Origin of the sequence: Bradyrhizobium sp. SZCCHNRI2009, from assembly GCF_032485115.1 — a bacterium.
Lineage (GTDB): Bacteria > Pseudomonadota > Alphaproteobacteria > Rhizobiales > Xanthobacteraceae > Bradyrhizobium.
Genome location: NZ_JAUEUH010000001.1, coordinates 1,112,400 through 1,127,750 on the forward strand (window position 1 = coordinate 1,112,400; position 15,351 = coordinate 1,127,750).

General features: G+C 64.8%; 13 protein-coding genes. 8 read left to right on the plus strand and 5 right to left on the minus strand.

The features are described 5' to 3' along the window. Window positions 1–39 precede the first annotated feature (39 nt). The 3 genes from QX041_RS05015 to QX041_RS05025 all read right to left on the minus strand — a co-directional run bounded on the left by QX041_RS05015 (window position 40) and on the right by QX041_RS05025 (window position 3,958). Entirely contained in the window at window positions 40–774 is a 735-nt protein-coding gene (locus QX041_RS05015) for an SDR family oxidoreductase (RefSeq protein ID WP_315749728.1), read from the minus strand. A 142-nt stretch (window positions 775–916) separates the two neighbouring features. Then, the gene (locus QX041_RS05020; protein WP_315714460.1) at window positions 917–2,740 is read right to left on the minus strand and encodes an IlvD/Edd family dehydratase; all 1,824 of its coding nucleotides are present in this window, start codon (window positions 2,738–2,740) and stop codon (window positions 917–919) included. Window positions 2,741–2,878: 138 nt separating this feature from the next. Next, the gene (locus QX041_RS05025; protein WP_315749730.1) at window positions 2,879–3,958 is read right to left on the minus strand and encodes a LacI family DNA-binding transcriptional regulator; all 1,080 of its coding nucleotides are present in this window, start codon (window positions 3,956–3,958) and stop codon (window positions 2,879–2,881) included. A gap of 300 nt (window positions 3,959–4,258) precedes the next feature. Here QX041_RS05025 and QX041_RS05030 point away from each other — a divergent pair, with 300 nt between their 5' ends. The 7 genes from QX041_RS05030 (at window position 4,259) to QX041_RS05060 (ending at window position 12,005) form a co-directional block, all read left to right on the plus strand. After that, on the plus strand, window positions 4,259–5,320 hold the full coding sequence (locus QX041_RS05030; RefSeq protein ID WP_316164598.1) for a sn-glycerol-3-phosphate ABC transporter ATP-binding protein UgpC: 1,062 nt from the start codon (window positions 4,259–4,261) through the stop codon (window positions 5,318–5,320). Window positions 5,321–5,389: 69 nt separating this feature from the next. After that, complete coding sequence (locus tag QX041_RS05035) at window positions 5,390–6,712, plus strand: ABC transporter substrate-binding protein (RefSeq protein ID WP_316164599.1); 1,323 nt, start codon at window positions 5,390–5,392, stop codon at window positions 6,710–6,712. Window positions 6,713–6,949: 237 nt separating this feature from the next. Then, on the plus strand, window positions 6,950–7,903 hold the full coding sequence (locus QX041_RS05040; RefSeq protein WP_316164600.1) for a sugar ABC transporter permease: 954 nt from the start codon (window positions 6,950–6,952) through the stop codon (window positions 7,901–7,903). Continuing rightward, the gene (locus QX041_RS05045) at window positions 7,900–8,808 is read left to right on the plus strand and encodes a carbohydrate ABC transporter permease (protein ID WP_316164601.1); all 909 of its coding nucleotides are present in this window, start codon (window positions 7,900–7,902) and stop codon (window positions 8,806–8,808) included. The genes QX041_RS05040 and QX041_RS05045 overlap by 4 nt, the downstream gene beginning before the upstream one ends. Window positions 8,809–9,028: 220 nt before the next feature. Then, the gene (gene denD / locus QX041_RS05050; RefSeq protein ID WP_315749735.1) at window positions 9,029–10,012 is read left to right on the plus strand and encodes a D-erythronate dehydrogenase; all 984 of its coding nucleotides are present in this window, start codon (window positions 9,029–9,031) and stop codon (window positions 10,010–10,012) included. Between the two features lie 75 nt (window positions 10,013–10,087). Next, complete coding sequence (locus QX041_RS05055) at window positions 10,088–11,257, plus strand: acetyl-CoA acetyltransferase (RefSeq protein WP_316164602.1); 1,170 nt, start codon at window positions 10,088–10,090, stop codon at window positions 11,255–11,257. A 193-nt stretch (window positions 11,258–11,450) separates the two neighbouring features. Next, window positions 11,451–12,005, plus strand: a complete 555-nt coding sequence (locus QX041_RS05060; protein ID WP_316164603.1) for a GNAT family N-acetyltransferase — start codon at window positions 11,451–11,453, stop codon at window positions 12,003–12,005. Between the two features lie 214 nt (window positions 12,006–12,219). Here the strand turns inward: QX041_RS05060 and QX041_RS05065 are convergent, their stop codons facing one another. Next, on the minus strand, window positions 12,220–12,783 hold the full coding sequence (locus QX041_RS05065) for a DinB family protein (protein WP_316164604.1): 564 nt from the start codon (window positions 12,781–12,783) through the stop codon (window positions 12,220–12,222). Window positions 12,784–13,461: 678 nt separating this feature from the next. Next, a complete protein-coding gene (locus tag QX041_RS05070) occupies window positions 13,462–13,887 on the minus strand; it encodes a GFA family protein (RefSeq protein ID WP_315749742.1) in 426 nt (141 codons plus the stop codon). A gap of 256 nt (window positions 13,888–14,143) precedes the next feature. Here QX041_RS05070 and QX041_RS05075 point away from each other — a divergent pair, with 256 nt between their 5' ends. Further along, the gene (locus tag QX041_RS05075) at window positions 14,144–15,349 is read left to right on the plus strand and encodes a CoA transferase (protein WP_316164605.1); all 1,206 of its coding nucleotides are present in this window, start codon (window positions 14,144–14,146) and stop codon (window positions 15,347–15,349) included. Window positions 15,350–15,351: the final 2 nt, after the last annotated feature.

Sequence of the window (15,351 nt, forward strand, 5' to 3'; positions counted from 1 at the left end):
GTTCAGCCCTGCGGGCTGCCCCGGAATGACGAAGCAGAACTACAGCGTCCAGCCGCCGTCGATGGTATGCGCGACGCCGGTCGTGAACGCGCTCTCGTCGCTGGCAAGATAGACCGCGAGATGGGCGATCTCCTCCGCCGTGCCGAGCCGGCCCATCGGCTGGCGCGAGATGAACATCTCCAGCCCGTTCGGGCCGGCCGAGGCCGCGCGTCCCAGCATCGAGGGCGTTTCGATCGTGCCCGGGCAGATGCAGTTGCAGCGGATCTTCTTGCCGACGAAATCGGCTGCGACCGAGCGCGTCAGCGCCGCCACGGCTGCCTTGGTCGCACCGTAGACGTAGCGGTTCGGCGCCGCCTTGAACACGCCCGCGGCGGAGGCGATGTTGACGATGGCGCCGCCGCCCTGATCGAGCATCTTCGGCAGGAAGGCGCGGATGGTGCGATGCATCGACTTGACGTTCAGATCGAACGAGAAATCCCAGTCGTCGTCGGAGCAGTCGAGGATGGTGCCGTTGTGCACGAAGCCGGCAGCGTTGAGCAGGATCTCGACCTTGCCGACCCGCTCGGCCATCGCGTTCACGGCCGCGGTGTTGCGCACGTCGAGCGTCGCGACCTCGGCAATGCCTTCGCTCTTCAGCGTGCTCAGGCCGTTCTCATCGATGTCGGTGGCGAATACGGTGGCGCCTTGACGCGCGAAGGCAATGGCACAGGCGCGGCCGATGCCGGCAGCGGCGGCAGTGACGAAGGCGCGCTTGCCCTTGAGACGGTCGGACATGGAGTCTCCCTTGGGAATTGACTTCTTAGTTATCGTCATTCCGGGACATCGCGAAGCGATGGGCCCGGAATCCATAACCACGATCGGGAGTATGGATTCCGGGCTCGCGCTTCGCGCGCCCCCGGAATGACGGCAGTTGGGTCTAGTGATTATGCCTTGCCACACCCACGGTGCCGGCGATGTTGTGATAGCGCGTGGCAAGCTCCATGCAGGCGCCGGTGGCCTGCTGGCCGACGGTGTTGCGATAGAGCTCCTGCCATGGCGTCTGGTTGGCGGGGTGCGGGAAGCCGCCCTTGGCCTTCAGCTCGGCGCGCCGCTTCGCAAGCTCCTCGTCCGAGATCAGGATATTGGCCGAGCCCTTGTTGAGGTCGATGCGCACGCGATCGCCGGTCTTGAGGATTGCGAGCCCGCCATCGGCGGCGGCCTCCGGCGACGCATTGAGAATCGACGGTGAGCCCGAGGTGCCGGACTGCCGGCCGTCGCCAATGCAGGGCAGGGACAGGATGCCGCGCTTGATCAGCGCCGCCGGCGGCTGCATGTTCACGACCTCGGCGCCGCCGGGATAGCCGATCGGACCGGCGCCGCGGATGAACAGCACGCAGTGCTCGTCGATCGCAAGCTGCTCATCATCGATGCGGTCGTGATAGTCCTCAGGCCCCTCGAACACGATGGCGCGGCCCTCGAAGGCGTTCGGGTCCTTCGGATTGCTGAGATAGCGGTCGCGGAACTCCTTGGAGATCACGCTGGTCTTCATGATCGCGGAATCGAACAGGTTGCCGCGCAGCACCAGGAAGCCGGCATCCTTCACCAGCGGCTTGTCGTAGGACCAGATCACGTCGCCGTCGGGCTTCGCTGCCTCGCGGCAATTCTCACCCATGCTGCGGCCGTTGACGGTGATGACGTCCTCGTGGATGCGCTTGTGCCGCATCAACTCGCCGATCACGGCCGGCACGCCGCCGGCGCGATGGAATTCCTCGCCGAGATAGAAGCCGGCCGGCTGCATGTTGACGAGCAGCGGCACGTCGTGGCCGACCTTCTGCCAGTCGTCGATGTCGAGCTCGACGCCGACATGGCGCGCCAGCGCGTTGATGTGGATCGGCGCGTTGGTCGAGCCGCCGATCGCGGAGTTGGCGACGATGCAGTTCTCGAACGCCTTGCGTGTCAGGATGTCGGACGGCTTCAGGTCTTCCCACACCATGTCGACGATGCGCGTTCCGGTCTCGTAGGCGATCTGGCCGCGCTCGCGATAGGGCGCGGGGATCGCGGCGCAGCCGGGCAGGGACATGCCGAGCGCCTCGGCCAGCGCATTCATCGTCGACGCCGTGCCCATGGTGTTGCAATGGCCAACCGACGGCGCCGAGGAGGCGACGATCTCCATGAACTCCTCATAGCCGATCTCGCCGGCGGCGAGCCGCTCGCGCGACTTCCACACCACGGTGCCGGAGCCGGTGCGCTGCCCCTCGTGCCAGCCGTTCAGCATCGGGCCGCCCGACAGCACGATGGCGGGGATGTTCACGGTTGCCGCGGCCATCAGGCAGGCCGGCGTCGTCTTGTCGCAGCCGGTCGTCAGCACCACGCCGTCGAGCGGATAGCCGAACAGGATTTCGACCAGGCCGAGATAAGCGAGGTTGCGGTCGAGCGCGGCCGTCGGGCGCTTGCCGGTCTCCTGGATCGGATGGGTCGGAAATTCCATCGCGATGCCGCCGGCGGCGCGGATGCCCTCGCGGACGCGGTGCGCCAGCTCGATGTGGTGGCGGTTGCAGGGCGAGAGATCGTTGCCGGTCTGGGCAATGCCGATGATCGGCTTGCCCGACTGCAGCTCAGCCCGGGTCAGGCCGTAATTCAGATAGCGCTCGAGATAGAGCGCGGTCATGCCCGGATTGTGCGGATCGTTGAACCACGCCTGCGAGCGCAGCTTGCGGCTTTTGTCAGCGCCGTTGCCGGCATGCCCGTTCGAGTTCGTCATGTGTTTTCTCCCGCAGTGCAAACGTGGCGAGGCCGGTCCGTCGTCTGCGCGCTATCGGCCCGCTGTCGAAGATCGCCTACGTCTTTCGTTCAAGTCGTCGTTGGTTCGAGTGGTTCTAGTTCATGGCTTTTGGTTGCGCTACCATTTTGTTCCGGAAGCGCGCCCCGACGCGGGCTGCGGACTTGCGGCGGCGCGCTGCAAGGTCGAGCTCTGCCGTTCGATCACCTCGAAGCCGAGATCGACGACGCGCTGCGCCACGGGACGGCCTTCGACGGCGTCCATGATCATCGTCGCCGCACGCCGACCCATCTCGTAGCGATTGGTACGCACGCTGGTGAGCGTCGGAACCGCCGCGGCCATGAATTCCATGTCGTTGAAGCCGACGATCGCGATCTGCTCGGGTACCGCAATGTGCCGGCGCTGGCATTCGAACAGCACGCCGAGCGCGAGATCGTCGTTGGCGCAGAACACGGCGTCGAGATCCGGCGCCTTCATCAGCAGATCGGAGAACAGGCTGCCGCCCATTGTGGTCGAGGTCGGAACAGGCGCCGTGACGATGAGACGCGGGTCGAACAAGCCGGCCTCCTTCATCGCGTTCTGATAGCCCTGCAGCCTGCGCTGCACCCTTGGGTCCATGCGGGCGCCGATGAAGCCGATGCGGCGGCAGCCCTGCGCGAGAAGGTGTGAAATGGCTGCAAAACAGGCATCGACGTGCGAAAATCCGATCATCATGTCAATCGGGGCGGCGCCGAGCTCCATGATCTGCACGACGGGACAGTCCGCTGCCTGGATGATCGACCGGCTCTCCGCCGTCTGGTCGAGACCGGTCACGATCAGGCCGGCCGGCTTCTGCATCAGGAACAACCGCAGCAGGCGCTCCTCCTGCAACACGCTGTAGCGGGTGTTGGCGAGCTGGATGCTGTAACGGCTGCCTTCGAACGCATCATAGATGCCCCGCAGCACGTCGGAGAACACGTTGTTGGTGAGGGACGGTATCAGCACGCCGATCACTTCGGTGCGCTGCGATGCGAGCGCGCGCGCGGCGAGGTTCGGCACATAGCCGAGCTCCTTGGCGGCACTCTCGATCCTCGTGCGGCGGCCGGCCGAGACCGTGTCGGGATTACGGAAGAAGCGTGACACCGTGATCGGGCTGACGCCCGCCAGTGCCGCAACTTCGGTCAGCCGGACTTTGCCCGGCTCGATGCGTTTCCGTCCCATGCCTCGCTCATAGCATAGGCGGTCTGGTACACAAGCGATATTGACAGCGCTATCACGCGGTTGCTAAGCGAGGCATTGCGGAAGCGAACTGAACTGCGGACAATGTCGGCCGTACTGGCCCTGTTTCGGAGCCGGTCGGAACGACCAGAGCCAACAAGACCATCAAAAACAAGACCACCAAGAACAAGACTACACGACCAAGACTACAAAACGACAAGCGGCCTGATCAAACGGCCGAGAACAACGGTCAGAATGCCGCCGGCAAGCAGCCAATGCTGTCGGTCTTTGAGGAGGAAATTGATGTCGTCGGTGCAAATTCGCGACGTGCGCAAATCATTCGGCGGATTCGAAGTGCTGCACGGCGTGACGATTCCGATCGAGGATGGCGAGTTCGTCGTGCTGGTCGGGCCGTCCGGCTGCGGCAAGTCGACGCTGCTGCGCATGCTCGCAGGGCTCGAGAACATCACCGCCGGAACCATCTCGATCGGCGAGCGCGTCGTCAACAACGTGCAGCCGAAAGAGCGCGACATCGCGATGGTGTTCCAGAACTACGCGCTCTATCCGCATATGACGGTCGCCGACAACATGGGCTTCTCGCTGAAGCTGCGCGGCGCACGGCCGGAAGACATCAAGAAGGGCGTCGCGCGCGCCGCCGAGATCCTGGCGCTGACGCCGCTGCTCGACCGCTATCCGCGCCAGCTCTCCGGTGGCCAGCGCCAGCGCGTCGCAATGGGCCGCGCCATCGTGCGCGATCCGCAGGTGTTCCTGTTCGACGAGCCGTTGTCGAACCTCGACGCCAAGCTGCGCGTCGCGATGCGCACCGAGATCAAGGAGCTGCATCAGCGTCTCAAGACCACCACCGTCTACGTCACCCACGACCAGATCGAGGCCATGACGATGGCCGACAAGATCGTCGTGATGCATGACGGCATCGTCGAGCAGATGGGCTCGCCGCTCGATCTCTACGACAAGCCGGACAACCAGTTTGTCGCCGGCTTCATCGGCTCACCGGCGATGAACTTCCTCAATGGCCACCTGAAGTCCAACGGCTCGGTCCATGTTGTGACCGAGAACGGCGCCAAGCTGCCGCTGCTGACCGCGCCGGCCGCCTCCGACGGTCGCCCCGTCGTCTACGGCGTGCGGCCCGAGCATCTCGAGCTTGCCGATGACGGCATCGAGGCCGAGGTCGTCGTCGTCGAGCCGACCGGCTCGGAGACGCAGATCGTCGCCCGGATCGGCACCCAGGACATCATCGCGGTGTTCCGCGACCGCCACGAGGTCAATCCCGGGGAGAAGATCCATTTGCGCCCGCGGGCGTCGGCGGCGCATCTGTTCGACAAGGACAGCGGCCGGAGACTCTGATCCGGGCGCTTGAGGCGCAGAACTGACAACAAACAAAACAAGCAAATACTCAACGGGAGAAAACTTCAGATGACTCATTTCCCCACCGATCGACGGTCTCTGCTCAAGGGCGGCGCGACCTTGCTGGCGGCCGCGGCGACGATGTCGGCCGACGAACTGCTCGGCTACGCCAAGGCCTGGGCGCAGACCTCGCCCTTCAAGCCCGAGCCCGGCGCCAAGATCAACATGATGCGCTGGAAGCGCTTCGTCGAGGCCGAGGACGTGGCCTTCATGAAGATCGTCGACGCCTTCCAGAAGGCCAACAACGTCACCATCAACGTCTCCAACGAATCCTATGACGACGTCCAGCCCAAGGCCTCGGTCGCGGCCAATACGGGGCAGGGGCTCGACATGGTGTGGGGCCTCTACACGCTGCCCTTCCTGTTCTCCAACAAGTGCGTCGACATGACCGACGTCGCCGATTACCTCGGCAAGAAGTGCGGCGGCTGGACCGACTCGGGCAAGGCCTATGGCATGCTCGACGGCAAGTGGATCGGCATCCCCGTGGCGGCCACCGGCGGCCTGATCAACTACCGCATCTCGGCGGCAGAGAAGGCTGGCTTCAAGTCGTTCCCGAACGACCTCGCCGGCATGTCCGAGTTCTTCAAAGCCATGAACAAGAACGGCACCCCGGGCGGCATGGCGCTCGGCCACGCCTCGGGTGACGCCAATGGCTGGGTGCACTGGGCGCTGTGGGCGCATGGCGGCAATCTGATCGACAAGGACAACAAGGTCGTCATCAACTCGCCGGAGACCGCCAAGGCGCTCGAATACGTCAAGGGCCTGTACGACAATTTCGTGCCGGGCACCGCGTCGTGGAACGATAGCTCCAACAACAAGGCGTTCCTGGCCGGCCAGCTCTACGCCACCGTCAACGGCATCTCGATCTACGTGACCGCCAAGAAGGAGGCGCCGCAGATCGCCGAGGACATGAACCACGCGCATCTGCCGCCCGGCCTCGACGGCAAGACCCGCGAGATGCATCTGGGCTTCCCGATCCTGGTGTTCAACTTCTCGAAGTATCCGCAGACCTGCAAGGCGTTCACCGCCTTCATGCTGGAGCCGGAGCAGTTCAACCCGTGGATCGAGGCGGCGCAGGGCTACCTGTCGCACTTCCTCAAGGCCTATGACGCCAACCCGATCTGGACCGTCGATCCGAAGAACACGCCGTATCGCGACGTCGCGGCGACCGCGACCACGCCGGCCGGCGTCGGCAAGCTCGGCGAGGCCGCTGCGGCCGCGATCGCCGACTTCGTCCTGGTCGACATGTTCGCGAACTACTGCACGGGCCGCGAGGACGTGAAGACGGCGATGGCGAGCGCCGAGCGCTCCGCCAAGCGCATCTTCCGCTGAGGTGGACAACCGCCGGTGCGTCAGAGCAGACCGGTGGTTACCAAGACGCAGGTGAGCAAGGCGCAACGCGCCATGCTCGCCGTCATTGCGGGCGAAGCGAAGCAATCCAGGGCCGAACGTTGGACTCTGGATTGCTTCGTCGCTTCGCTCCTCGCAATGACGGAGTAACTCTATCCGTCCCGAACGCCGGTGGGCGCGCGTCGCTCACCCCACGGTTCGAAGGGAGCTGCTGGATAAATGAGTACCATTCAGACCTCGTTGCCACGAGGCGCCGCCGTCGGCGAGCCCTCGGCATGGGTGCGCATCAAGACCAACCGCAACGTGATCGCGCTGTGGTTCATGCTGCCCGCGGCGGCTTTCCTGATCCTGTTCCTGGCCTATCCGCTGGGGCTCGGCGTCTGGATGAGCTTCACCGACGAGAAGATCGGCCGCAGCGGCGTCTTCGTCGGTCTGGAGAACTACGAATGGCTGTGGGACGACTCGATCTTCTGGCTGTCGGTGTTCAACACGCTGCTCTACACGATCGTGGCGAGCGCCATCAAATTCGCCATCGGGCTCTATCTCGCGCTGCTGTTGAACCGGCACATGCCGTTCAAGGCGATGATCCGCGCCGTCGTGCTGATCCCCTTCATCGTGCCCACCGTGCTGTCGGCGATCGCGTTCTGGTGGATCTACGATTCCCAATTCTCGATCATCTCCTGGTCGCTGATCAAGCTCGGAATCATCACCCAGAACATCAACTTCCTCGGCGACACCTCCTGGGCGCGCGCCTCCGTCATCATCGCCAACATCTGGCGCGGTGTGCCGTTCGTCGCGATCACCTTGCTCGCCGGCCTGCAGACCGTGTCGCCCTCGCTGTACGAGGCGGCCACGCTCGACGGCGCCACCAGCTGGCAGCGCTTCCGCTTCATCACCTATCCCTTGCTGACGCCGATCATCGCGGTCGTCATGACCTTCTCGGTGCTGTTCACCTTCACCGACTTCCAGCTGATCTGGGCGCTGACCCGCGGCGGCCCGGTCAATGCCACGCATCTGATGGCGACCTTGAGCTATCAGCGCGGCATCATCTCCGGACGGCTCGGCGAGGGCGCCGCGATCGCCACCGCGATGATCCCGTTCCTGATGGCGGCAATCGCGATCTCCTGGTTTGGCATGCAACGGCGCAAATGGCAGCAAGGATCCGACCAATGACCGACACCACGCTGCACGCCAAGGCGCCCACCACGGCCGGCACCGACGAATCCGAGGGCATGAGCTATCTGGAGTCGCTGCCGCGGCGGCTGGTGACGCTCTATCTGCCGCTGTTCATCATCCTCGTGGTGCTGCTGTTCCCGTTCTACTGGATGGGGCTGACGTCGATCAAACCCGACGAGCAGCTGATCGACATGGAGAAGTACAATCCGTTCTGGGTGGTGCATCCGACCTTCAAGCACATCTCCAAGCTGCTGTTCGAGACGCAGTATCCGCGCTGGCTGTGGAACACGATGTATGTCGCGGTCGGCGCCACCACGCTGTCGATCTTCGCTTCCGTGCTCGCGGCCTATGCGATCGTGCGGTTGCGCTTCAAGGGCGCCGATACCGTCGGCGTGCTGATCTTCTTCGCCTATCTGGTGCCGCCGTCGATCCTGTTCATCCCGCTGGCCTCGGTGATCCAGGCCTATGGGCTGTTCGACTCGCCGTTGTCCTTGATCCTGGTCTATCCGACGCTGCTCATCCCGTTCTCGACCTGGCTCTTGATGGGCTACTTCAAGACCATCCCGTTCGAGCTCGAGGAATGCGCTTTGATCGACGGCGCCAGCCGCTGGCAGATCCTGGTGAAGATCGTGGTGCCGCTCGCCGTGCCCGGCCTGATCTCGGCCTTCATCTTCTCGTTCACCCTGTGCTGGAACGAGTTCATCTACGCGCTGACCTTCCTGCAGTCGACGCCGAACAAGACCGTGCCGGTCGCGATCGTCAACGAGTTCGTCGACGGCGACATCTACAAATGGGGATCGCTGATGGCCGGCGCCCTGGTCGGCTCGCTGCCGCTGGTCATTCTTTACGCCTTCTTCGTCGAGCATTATGTGTCGGCCATGACCGGCGCGGTGAAGGAGTAGGCGGCTTTGTCCGTGAGCCGGGTCAAGGCGTCGCTTGCTGCTCACGCGGATCTCAACTCCCGTCATTGCGAGGAACGAAGCGACGAAGCAATCCAGAGCCATTCCGATGACTCTGGATTGCTTCCGCCGTCGCCTTTCGGGCTATGGCTGACAAGTCGCTTCGCTCGCAATGACGAACGTTGAGACCACGCCCAATCGTTGCATTTGAAGGAGCATACCCTTGCATATTCTCGTTCTCGGCGCCGCCGGCATGGTCGGGCGCAAGCTGGTCGAGCGTCTCGTCCGCGACGGCCGCCTCGGCGACAAGGCCATCACTCGCATGACGCTGCAGGACATCGTCGCGCCGTCTAAGCCCGACACGTCCATCGCCGTCGACACCATCGCCGGGGACTTCGCCGTCCCAGGCTTTGCGGAGAAGCTCGTCGCCGGCCGTCCCGACGTGATCTTCCACCTCGCCGCGATCGTCTCCGGCGAGGCCGAGCTCGATTTCGACAAGGGCTACCGCATCAATCTCGACGGCACGCGGATGCTGTTCGACGCCGTCAGGCTGATCGGCGACGGCTACAAGCCGCGGCTGGTCTTTACCTCCTCGATCGCGGTGTTCGGCGCGCCGTTCCCCGAGGCCATCGGCGACGAGTTCGTCAATGCGCCGCTGCTCAGCTACGGCACCCAGAAGGCGATCGGTGAGCTCCTGCTGGCCGATTACAGCCGCCGCGGCTTCTTCGACGGCGTCGGCATCCGCCTGCCGACCATCTGCATCCGCCCCGGCGCGCCCAACAAGGCCGCCTCCGGCTTCTTCTCCAACATCCTGCGCGAGCCCTTGGCCGGCAAGGAGGCCGTGCTGCCGGTGTCCGAGGACGTCCGCCACTGGCACGCCACGCCGCGCTCGGCGGTCGGCTTCCTCCTGCATGCCGCAACCATGGACACGGCCAAGATCGGCCCACGCCGGAACCTGACCATGCCCGGCCTGTCGGCGACGGTTGGCGAGCAGATCGCAGCCCTGCGTCGCGTGGCAGGCGACAAGGTGGCGGATCGCATCAAGCGGGAGCCGGATCCCTTCATTGTGGGCATCGTCGCCGGCTGGCCGCGGAATTTCGAGGCCAAGCGGGCTCGCGAACTCGGCTTCACCACCGAGGAAAAGACCTTCGACGACATCATCCGGATTCACATTGAGGATGAGCTCGGTGGCAAGTTCGTGGCCTGAGACGGCCGCCAGCCTCTGGACTCACATGGCGCAAAGCGCCATTTGAGGGGCAGGGAGACATTCGGGAGAGAGAGCATGACCGCCAGCATCGTCGGATGGGCGCATACGCCGTTCGGGAAGTTCGACGCCGAGACCGTCGAGAGCCTCGTCGTCAAGGTCGCCAATGAGGCGATCGCCGACGCCGGCATCTCGGCCGGTGACGTCGACGAGATCGTGCTCGGCCATTTCAACGCGGGCTTCTCGCCCCAGGATTTCACCGCCTCGCTGGTGCTGCAGGCCGATCCGGCGCTGCGCTTCAAGCCGGCGACCCGGGTCGAGAACGCCTGCGCGACGGGCTCGGCCGCCGTGCACCAGGGCATCCGCGCCATCGCCGCCGGCGCCGCGAAAATCGTGCTGGTCGTGGGCGTCGAGCAGATGACGCGCACACCGGGCCCGGAGATCGGCAAGAACCTGCTCAAGGCGTCCTACCTGCCGGAGGACGGCGACACCGTCGGCGGCTTCGCCGGCGTGTTCGGCAAGATCGCGCAGGGCTATTTCCAGAAGTACGGCGACCAGTCCGACGCGCTGGCGCTGATCGCCGCCAAGAACCACAGGAACGGCGTCGCCAATCCCTATGCGCAGATGCGCAAGGATTTCGGCTTCGAGTTCTGCCGCTCCGAGAGCGAGAAGAACCCTTACGTGGCCGGCCCCCTGAAGCGCACCGACTGCTCGCTGGTGTCCGACGGCGCCGCCGCTCTGGTGCTGACCGACAGCGAGACCGCGAAGTCCTTCGCCAAGGCAGTGAACGTGCGCGCCACCGCACATGCGCAGGATTTCCTGCCGATGTCCAAGCGCGACATCCTCGCCTTCGAGGGCTGCACCGTGGCCTGGCAGCGCGCGCTGGAGAAAGCCGGCGTCACGCTCTCCGATCTCTCCTTCGTCGAGACCCATGACTGCTTCACGGTCGCCGAACTGATCGAGTACGAGGCGATGGGCCTGACGCCGCGGGGGCAGGGTGCCCGCGCCATCAAGGAGGGCTGGACGCTCAAGGACGGCAAGCTGCCGGTCAATCCGTCCGGCGGCCTCAAGGCCAAGGGCCACCCGATCGGCGCCACCGGCGTCTCCATGCACGTCATGACCGCCATGCAGCTCACCGGCTCTGCGCCCGAGGGCATGCAGCTCCTCAACGCCAAGCTCGGCGGCATCTTCAACATGGGCGGCGCGGCCGTGGCCAACTACGTGTCGATCCTGGAGCCAGCGAAGTAGGCGAGGTCCATCCTCCGTCATTGCGAGCGAAGCGACTTGTCCGCCATAGCCCGAAAGGCGACGGCGGAAGCAATCCGGGGCCGCGCGTGCCGCTCTGGATTGCTTCGTCGCTGCGTTCCTCGCAACGACGGTGATACAGGAGAGCTTCCGCCATGCGGAAGCTCTTTGTCATTGACTGGTCCGATTGCCCATCATGATCATCTCCACCGAACGCCTGACCTTGCGCGAGTGGCGCGATGACGATCGCGCGCCGTTCGCGGCGATGTCCGCCGATCCGGCCGTGATGCAATTCCTCCGCGCGCTGCCAACGCGGCAGGACTCGGACCGGTGGATCGATTTCCAGATCGCCCATCAGGCCGCGCACGGCTTCGGCTTCTGGGTGGTCGAAGACCGCGCCACCGGCACTTTCCTCGGCGCCACCGGCCTGTTCCGCGTCGCCTTCGATGCGCCGTTCACGCCGGCGGTCGAGATCGGCTGGCGGCTGGCGCGCGCGGCCTGGGGGCGGGGGATTGCGACCGAGGCGGCGCGGGCGTCGCTCACGTTCGGCTTCGATGAGCTCGGCCTCCACGAGATCATCGCCTATGCCGCGCCGGCCAATCAGGCGTCACAGAACGTCATGCGCAAGCTCGGCATGATCAGGAACGAGGCGTCGGATTTCGATCATCCGCGAGTCGAGGCGGACAGCCCGTTGCGCCGGCAGGTGATGTACCGGCTTCCGCGCGAGGTGTGGGCCAATGCCTCGTGCTGATCCTTCCTCCCAGTCATTCCGGGGCATTCGCGCGCAAAATGGCGAAGCCATTTTGAAGCAGCGCGAATGAGCCCGGAATCCATAACCACAGGACGAGGTGTGTCGAAGGCAGGCGCCACGAGCATCTCGCGCCCGACGGCCGGTTGTGGCTATGGATTCCGGGCTCGCGCTGCGCGCGCCCCGGAATGACGGAGGGAGGGAAGCCACGCGTGTATCAGCTCCGCCACACCTTTTCCTCGCTGAACCCCAGCTCGGCGAAATCCTTCGCCCGCAAGCTTGAATCATCCGCAGGGAAAAACTCGTCGAGCTGCGGCGGCTTGACGCTGGTGCTCGACAGCATGGCATGCGCCTGGCCGCGGTGATGGATGTCGTGTTGGAACAGGTGCAGCAGCAGCCGGTCGCAGCGCTCGTTCTGCACCCGGCTCTCGCGGTTGATGCGGACGGTGTCGTCGAGCCGCGCCGGCGTGAGCGCCTCGCAGAAAGCAATCAGCCGGCGGTCCATCGCGCCCTGCGCCTTCGCAAGATCTGCGAGGCGCGGGAACGGCACCTCGTTCTGCCACGCCATCGGGCCGAGCCAGCCGCCTTCCAGCGCGTCGATGTAGAACAGGTCGATGATGTAGATGTGGTTCAGCGTCCGCTGCAGGCTGGGGAAAAAGCCGCTGCGCTCGGCAGCGAAATCCTCGGCGCTGAGCTGGCCGCAGGCGGTCAGCAGCCGGTGATTGGCCCAGGCATTGTTGTAGGCGAACGCGCGGAAGGTCTGGACGAGATCGGCGGGCATTGATCAGGGCACCCCGTGATGGCTCGCCGCAGATCATACGGAACTCCGTGCTCCCTTCACCATCCATTTCCGCGGGCCGGAGCGCATCATCCCCATGCGCTTTTGCGGAACTCTGCCGGGATCGGCCAAGCGGCGAATTTCGCCAGCGCCTTCAAGCTGATTTGGCCTGTCCAGTCCCCTGGTCAAAAATATTCATGTTTCGCTTTTCCAGAAAATATGCTTCACTCTCCCCATCCTGCTTCGCCACGAGGGGCGCTTCGCGATCGTCACGAACGTTGAGGCAGGGAGGCGGTGGCCGCGACGTGTCGCAGCGTAGCTTGTCTGCGCGGACGAACGGCATGGCGCGGACGTGAAGTCGCGTGGTCCCGGCATCCCGACGCTGATGCCAAGTTCGCGGGGCATGATGATCCCCAAGGACGACGGTGGCCAAAAGCCGGCGCACCGAGGAGAGCGCGAAATAAGCGTGAAAACCATCGCGCAGGGAAGGCCGGGTCGGTCCGGCTGAACCTGTGGTTCTCTCCCCGTGCTTTCTTTCGCACGGGGGCCACGGGTGCCAGTCGGCACCCGGCCTTCCCTGCGCCCTCTGTTTCGAAGGGGGCGGCTTCGATCAGCACAGCTCGGACAGATCCTGTCGCGAGGCCATCGATGCTTGGGTGCTTGCGAAAAGCAGACCTTGTCTCACTCCGGCATCATCTCGCCGGAGCCGCCGAACTCCGCCGGGAAATCCTTCAGCTTCGGCAGGCCATCCCTGATGGGCAGCACCGTCTCCGCGTAGTTGACGTGCACACCGGGCGTGAACTTCAGCGTCGGAATCGTCGCGGCATAGACGTCGATCATGCCGAGCGGCGGGTGGTCGGTCATCAGATGCCCGCCACACTTGGTGCAGTATTTGCGGTGGCTCATGTCGGTCTTGTGATAGCTGCCGATCGCGTCAGCCCCCTTGGTCACCCGCACGTTCGCAGGCTTCCACAGGGTGAAGGCGTTGACCGGACCGGCCGACCAGGAGCGGCACGACGAACAGTGGCAATAGCCCATCGCCTCCGGCTCGCCATCGGCCTCGATCTCGACCGCGCCGCAGAAGCATTTGCCCTGATAGAGCGTCATGAGTGTTCTCCCTCGTGTTTGTTTTGGATGTTGGACCGGCATGCTGACACACCTGAACGCTGAAATGGAATCCTAGAATGCAGCTCGCGGCGGGGAACATCTGGTGCAGCGCGGCGGTCGTCGTCCGTGATCCGCGACACGGAATGTTGCGGCGGGGGATCTGACGCATGGCCCCATACCCGCGCGGCGGCTTGCTAGGGAACATCAGGTGCCGTTAGCTCTGGCGACAACAAGGATCGAGGGAGCCGACGCCACGATGGGACCGCTTGCGGGCATCAAGGTCATCGACATGACCACCGTGCTGATGGGGCCGTATGCCGCCCAGACGCTCGGCGACTACGGCGCCGATGTCATCAAGGTGGAATCGCCGGAAGGAGACGTCACCCGCAAGATCGGCCCGTGGCATCATCCGGGCATGGGGCCGGTCTATCTCAATACCAACCGCAGCAAGCGCGTGATCTGCCTCGACCTCAAGAAGCCCAGGGGACGCGAGGCCGCGCTGCGGCTCATCAAGGACGCCGACGTCCTGCTCTACAACATCCGGCCGCAGGCGATGGCGCGGCTGAACCTCGGCTATGACGTGGTCTCCGCGCTCAATCCGCGGCTGGTCTATGCCGGTGTGTTCGGCTTCGGCCAGGATGGTCCCTATGCGGCCAAACCGGCCTATGACGATCTGATCCAGGGCGGGGCGGCGCTGTCGCATCTGATGGCGGTCGCCGGTGACGGCACGCCGCGTTATGTGCCCAATGCGCTGGTCGACCGCATCGTCGGCCTGACGGCGGTCGGTGCCATCTGCGCCAGCCTCGTGCACCGTGGCCGCACCGGGCGCGGCCAGCGCCTGGACGTGCCGATGTTCGAGACCATGTCGGCCTTCATCATGGGCGACCACATGGGCGGGCTCACCTACCAGCCCCCGCTCGACAAGGGCGGCTATGCGCGGCATTTGTCGCCCGACCGCAGGCCCTACAAGACCGCCGACGGCCATATCTGCGTGATCGTCTACAACGACAAGCAATGGGACGCGTTCTTCACCGCGTCCGGCCGCACCGACCTGCGCGCGGATGACAGGTTCAACAGCTTTGCCCGGCGTGCCGCCAACATCGATTTCGTCTATGCCGAGCTCGCGCGCATCTTTCAGACGCGCACCACGGCCGAATGGACCGATCTGCTGGATGCCGCCGATGTGCCGGTCATGCCGATGCACGACCTCGAAAGCCTGCTGAACGATCCGCACCTCGTGGCGACCGATTTCTTTCCCGTGGTCGAACATCCGACCGAAGGTCCGATCCGCAGCACCCGCGTGTCCGCGACCTGGTCCGAGACCAAGGCCGAGCCGCTGCGTCTGGCGGCACGGCCGAACGAGCATGGCGCGGTTATCCTGCACGAGCTTGGTTTCTCGGACGAGGAGATCGCCGCGATGATCCGCGACGGCGTGACGACGCCGGCGCCTGCCAGGGAGTGAGA

Bases quoted from the DNA above. Each gene is read 5' to 3' on its own strand.
- QX041_RS05025 (WP_315749730.1), bottom strand. From the start codon at position 3,958: ATGGGACGGAAACGCATCGAGCCGGGCAAAGTCCGGCTGACCGAAGTT.
- QX041_RS05075 (WP_316164605.1), top strand. From the start codon at position 14,144: ATGGGACCGCTTGCGGGCATCAAGGTCATCGACATGACCACCGTGCTG.
- QX041_RS05035 (WP_316164599.1), top strand. From the start codon at position 5,390: ATGACTCATTTCCCCACCGATCGACGGTCTCTGCTCAAGGGCGGCGCG.
- QX041_RS05065 (WP_316164604.1), bottom strand. From the start codon at position 12,783: ATGCCCGCCGATCTCGTCCAGACCTTCCGCGCGTTCGCCTACAACAAT.
- QX041_RS05040 (WP_316164600.1), top strand. From the start codon at position 6,950: ATGAGTACCATTCAGACCTCGTTGCCACGAGGCGCCGCCGTCGGCGAG.
- QX041_RS05045 (WP_316164601.1), top strand. From the start codon at position 7,900: ATGACCGACACCACGCTGCACGCCAAGGCGCCCACCACGGCCGGCACC.
- QX041_RS05060 (WP_316164603.1), top strand. From the start codon at position 11,451: ATGATCATCTCCACCGAACGCCTGACCTTGCGCGAGTGGCGCGATGAC.
- QX041_RS05015 (WP_315749728.1), bottom strand. From the start codon at position 774: ATGTCCGACCGTCTCAAGGGCAAGCGCGCCTTCGTCACTGCCGCCGCT.
- QX041_RS05030 (WP_316164598.1), top strand. From the start codon at position 4,259: ATGTCGTCGGTGCAAATTCGCGACGTGCGCAAATCATTCGGCGGATTC.
- QX041_RS05020 (WP_315714460.1), bottom strand. From the start codon at position 2,740: ATGACGAACTCGAACGGGCATGCCGGCAACGGCGCTGACAAAAGCCGC.
- QX041_RS05055 (WP_316164602.1), top strand. From the start codon at position 10,088: ATGACCGCCAGCATCGTCGGATGGGCGCATACGCCGTTCGGGAAGTTC.
- QX041_RS05070 (WP_315749742.1), bottom strand. From the start codon at position 13,887: ATGACGCTCTATCAGGGCAAATGCTTCTGCGGCGCGGTCGAGATCGAG.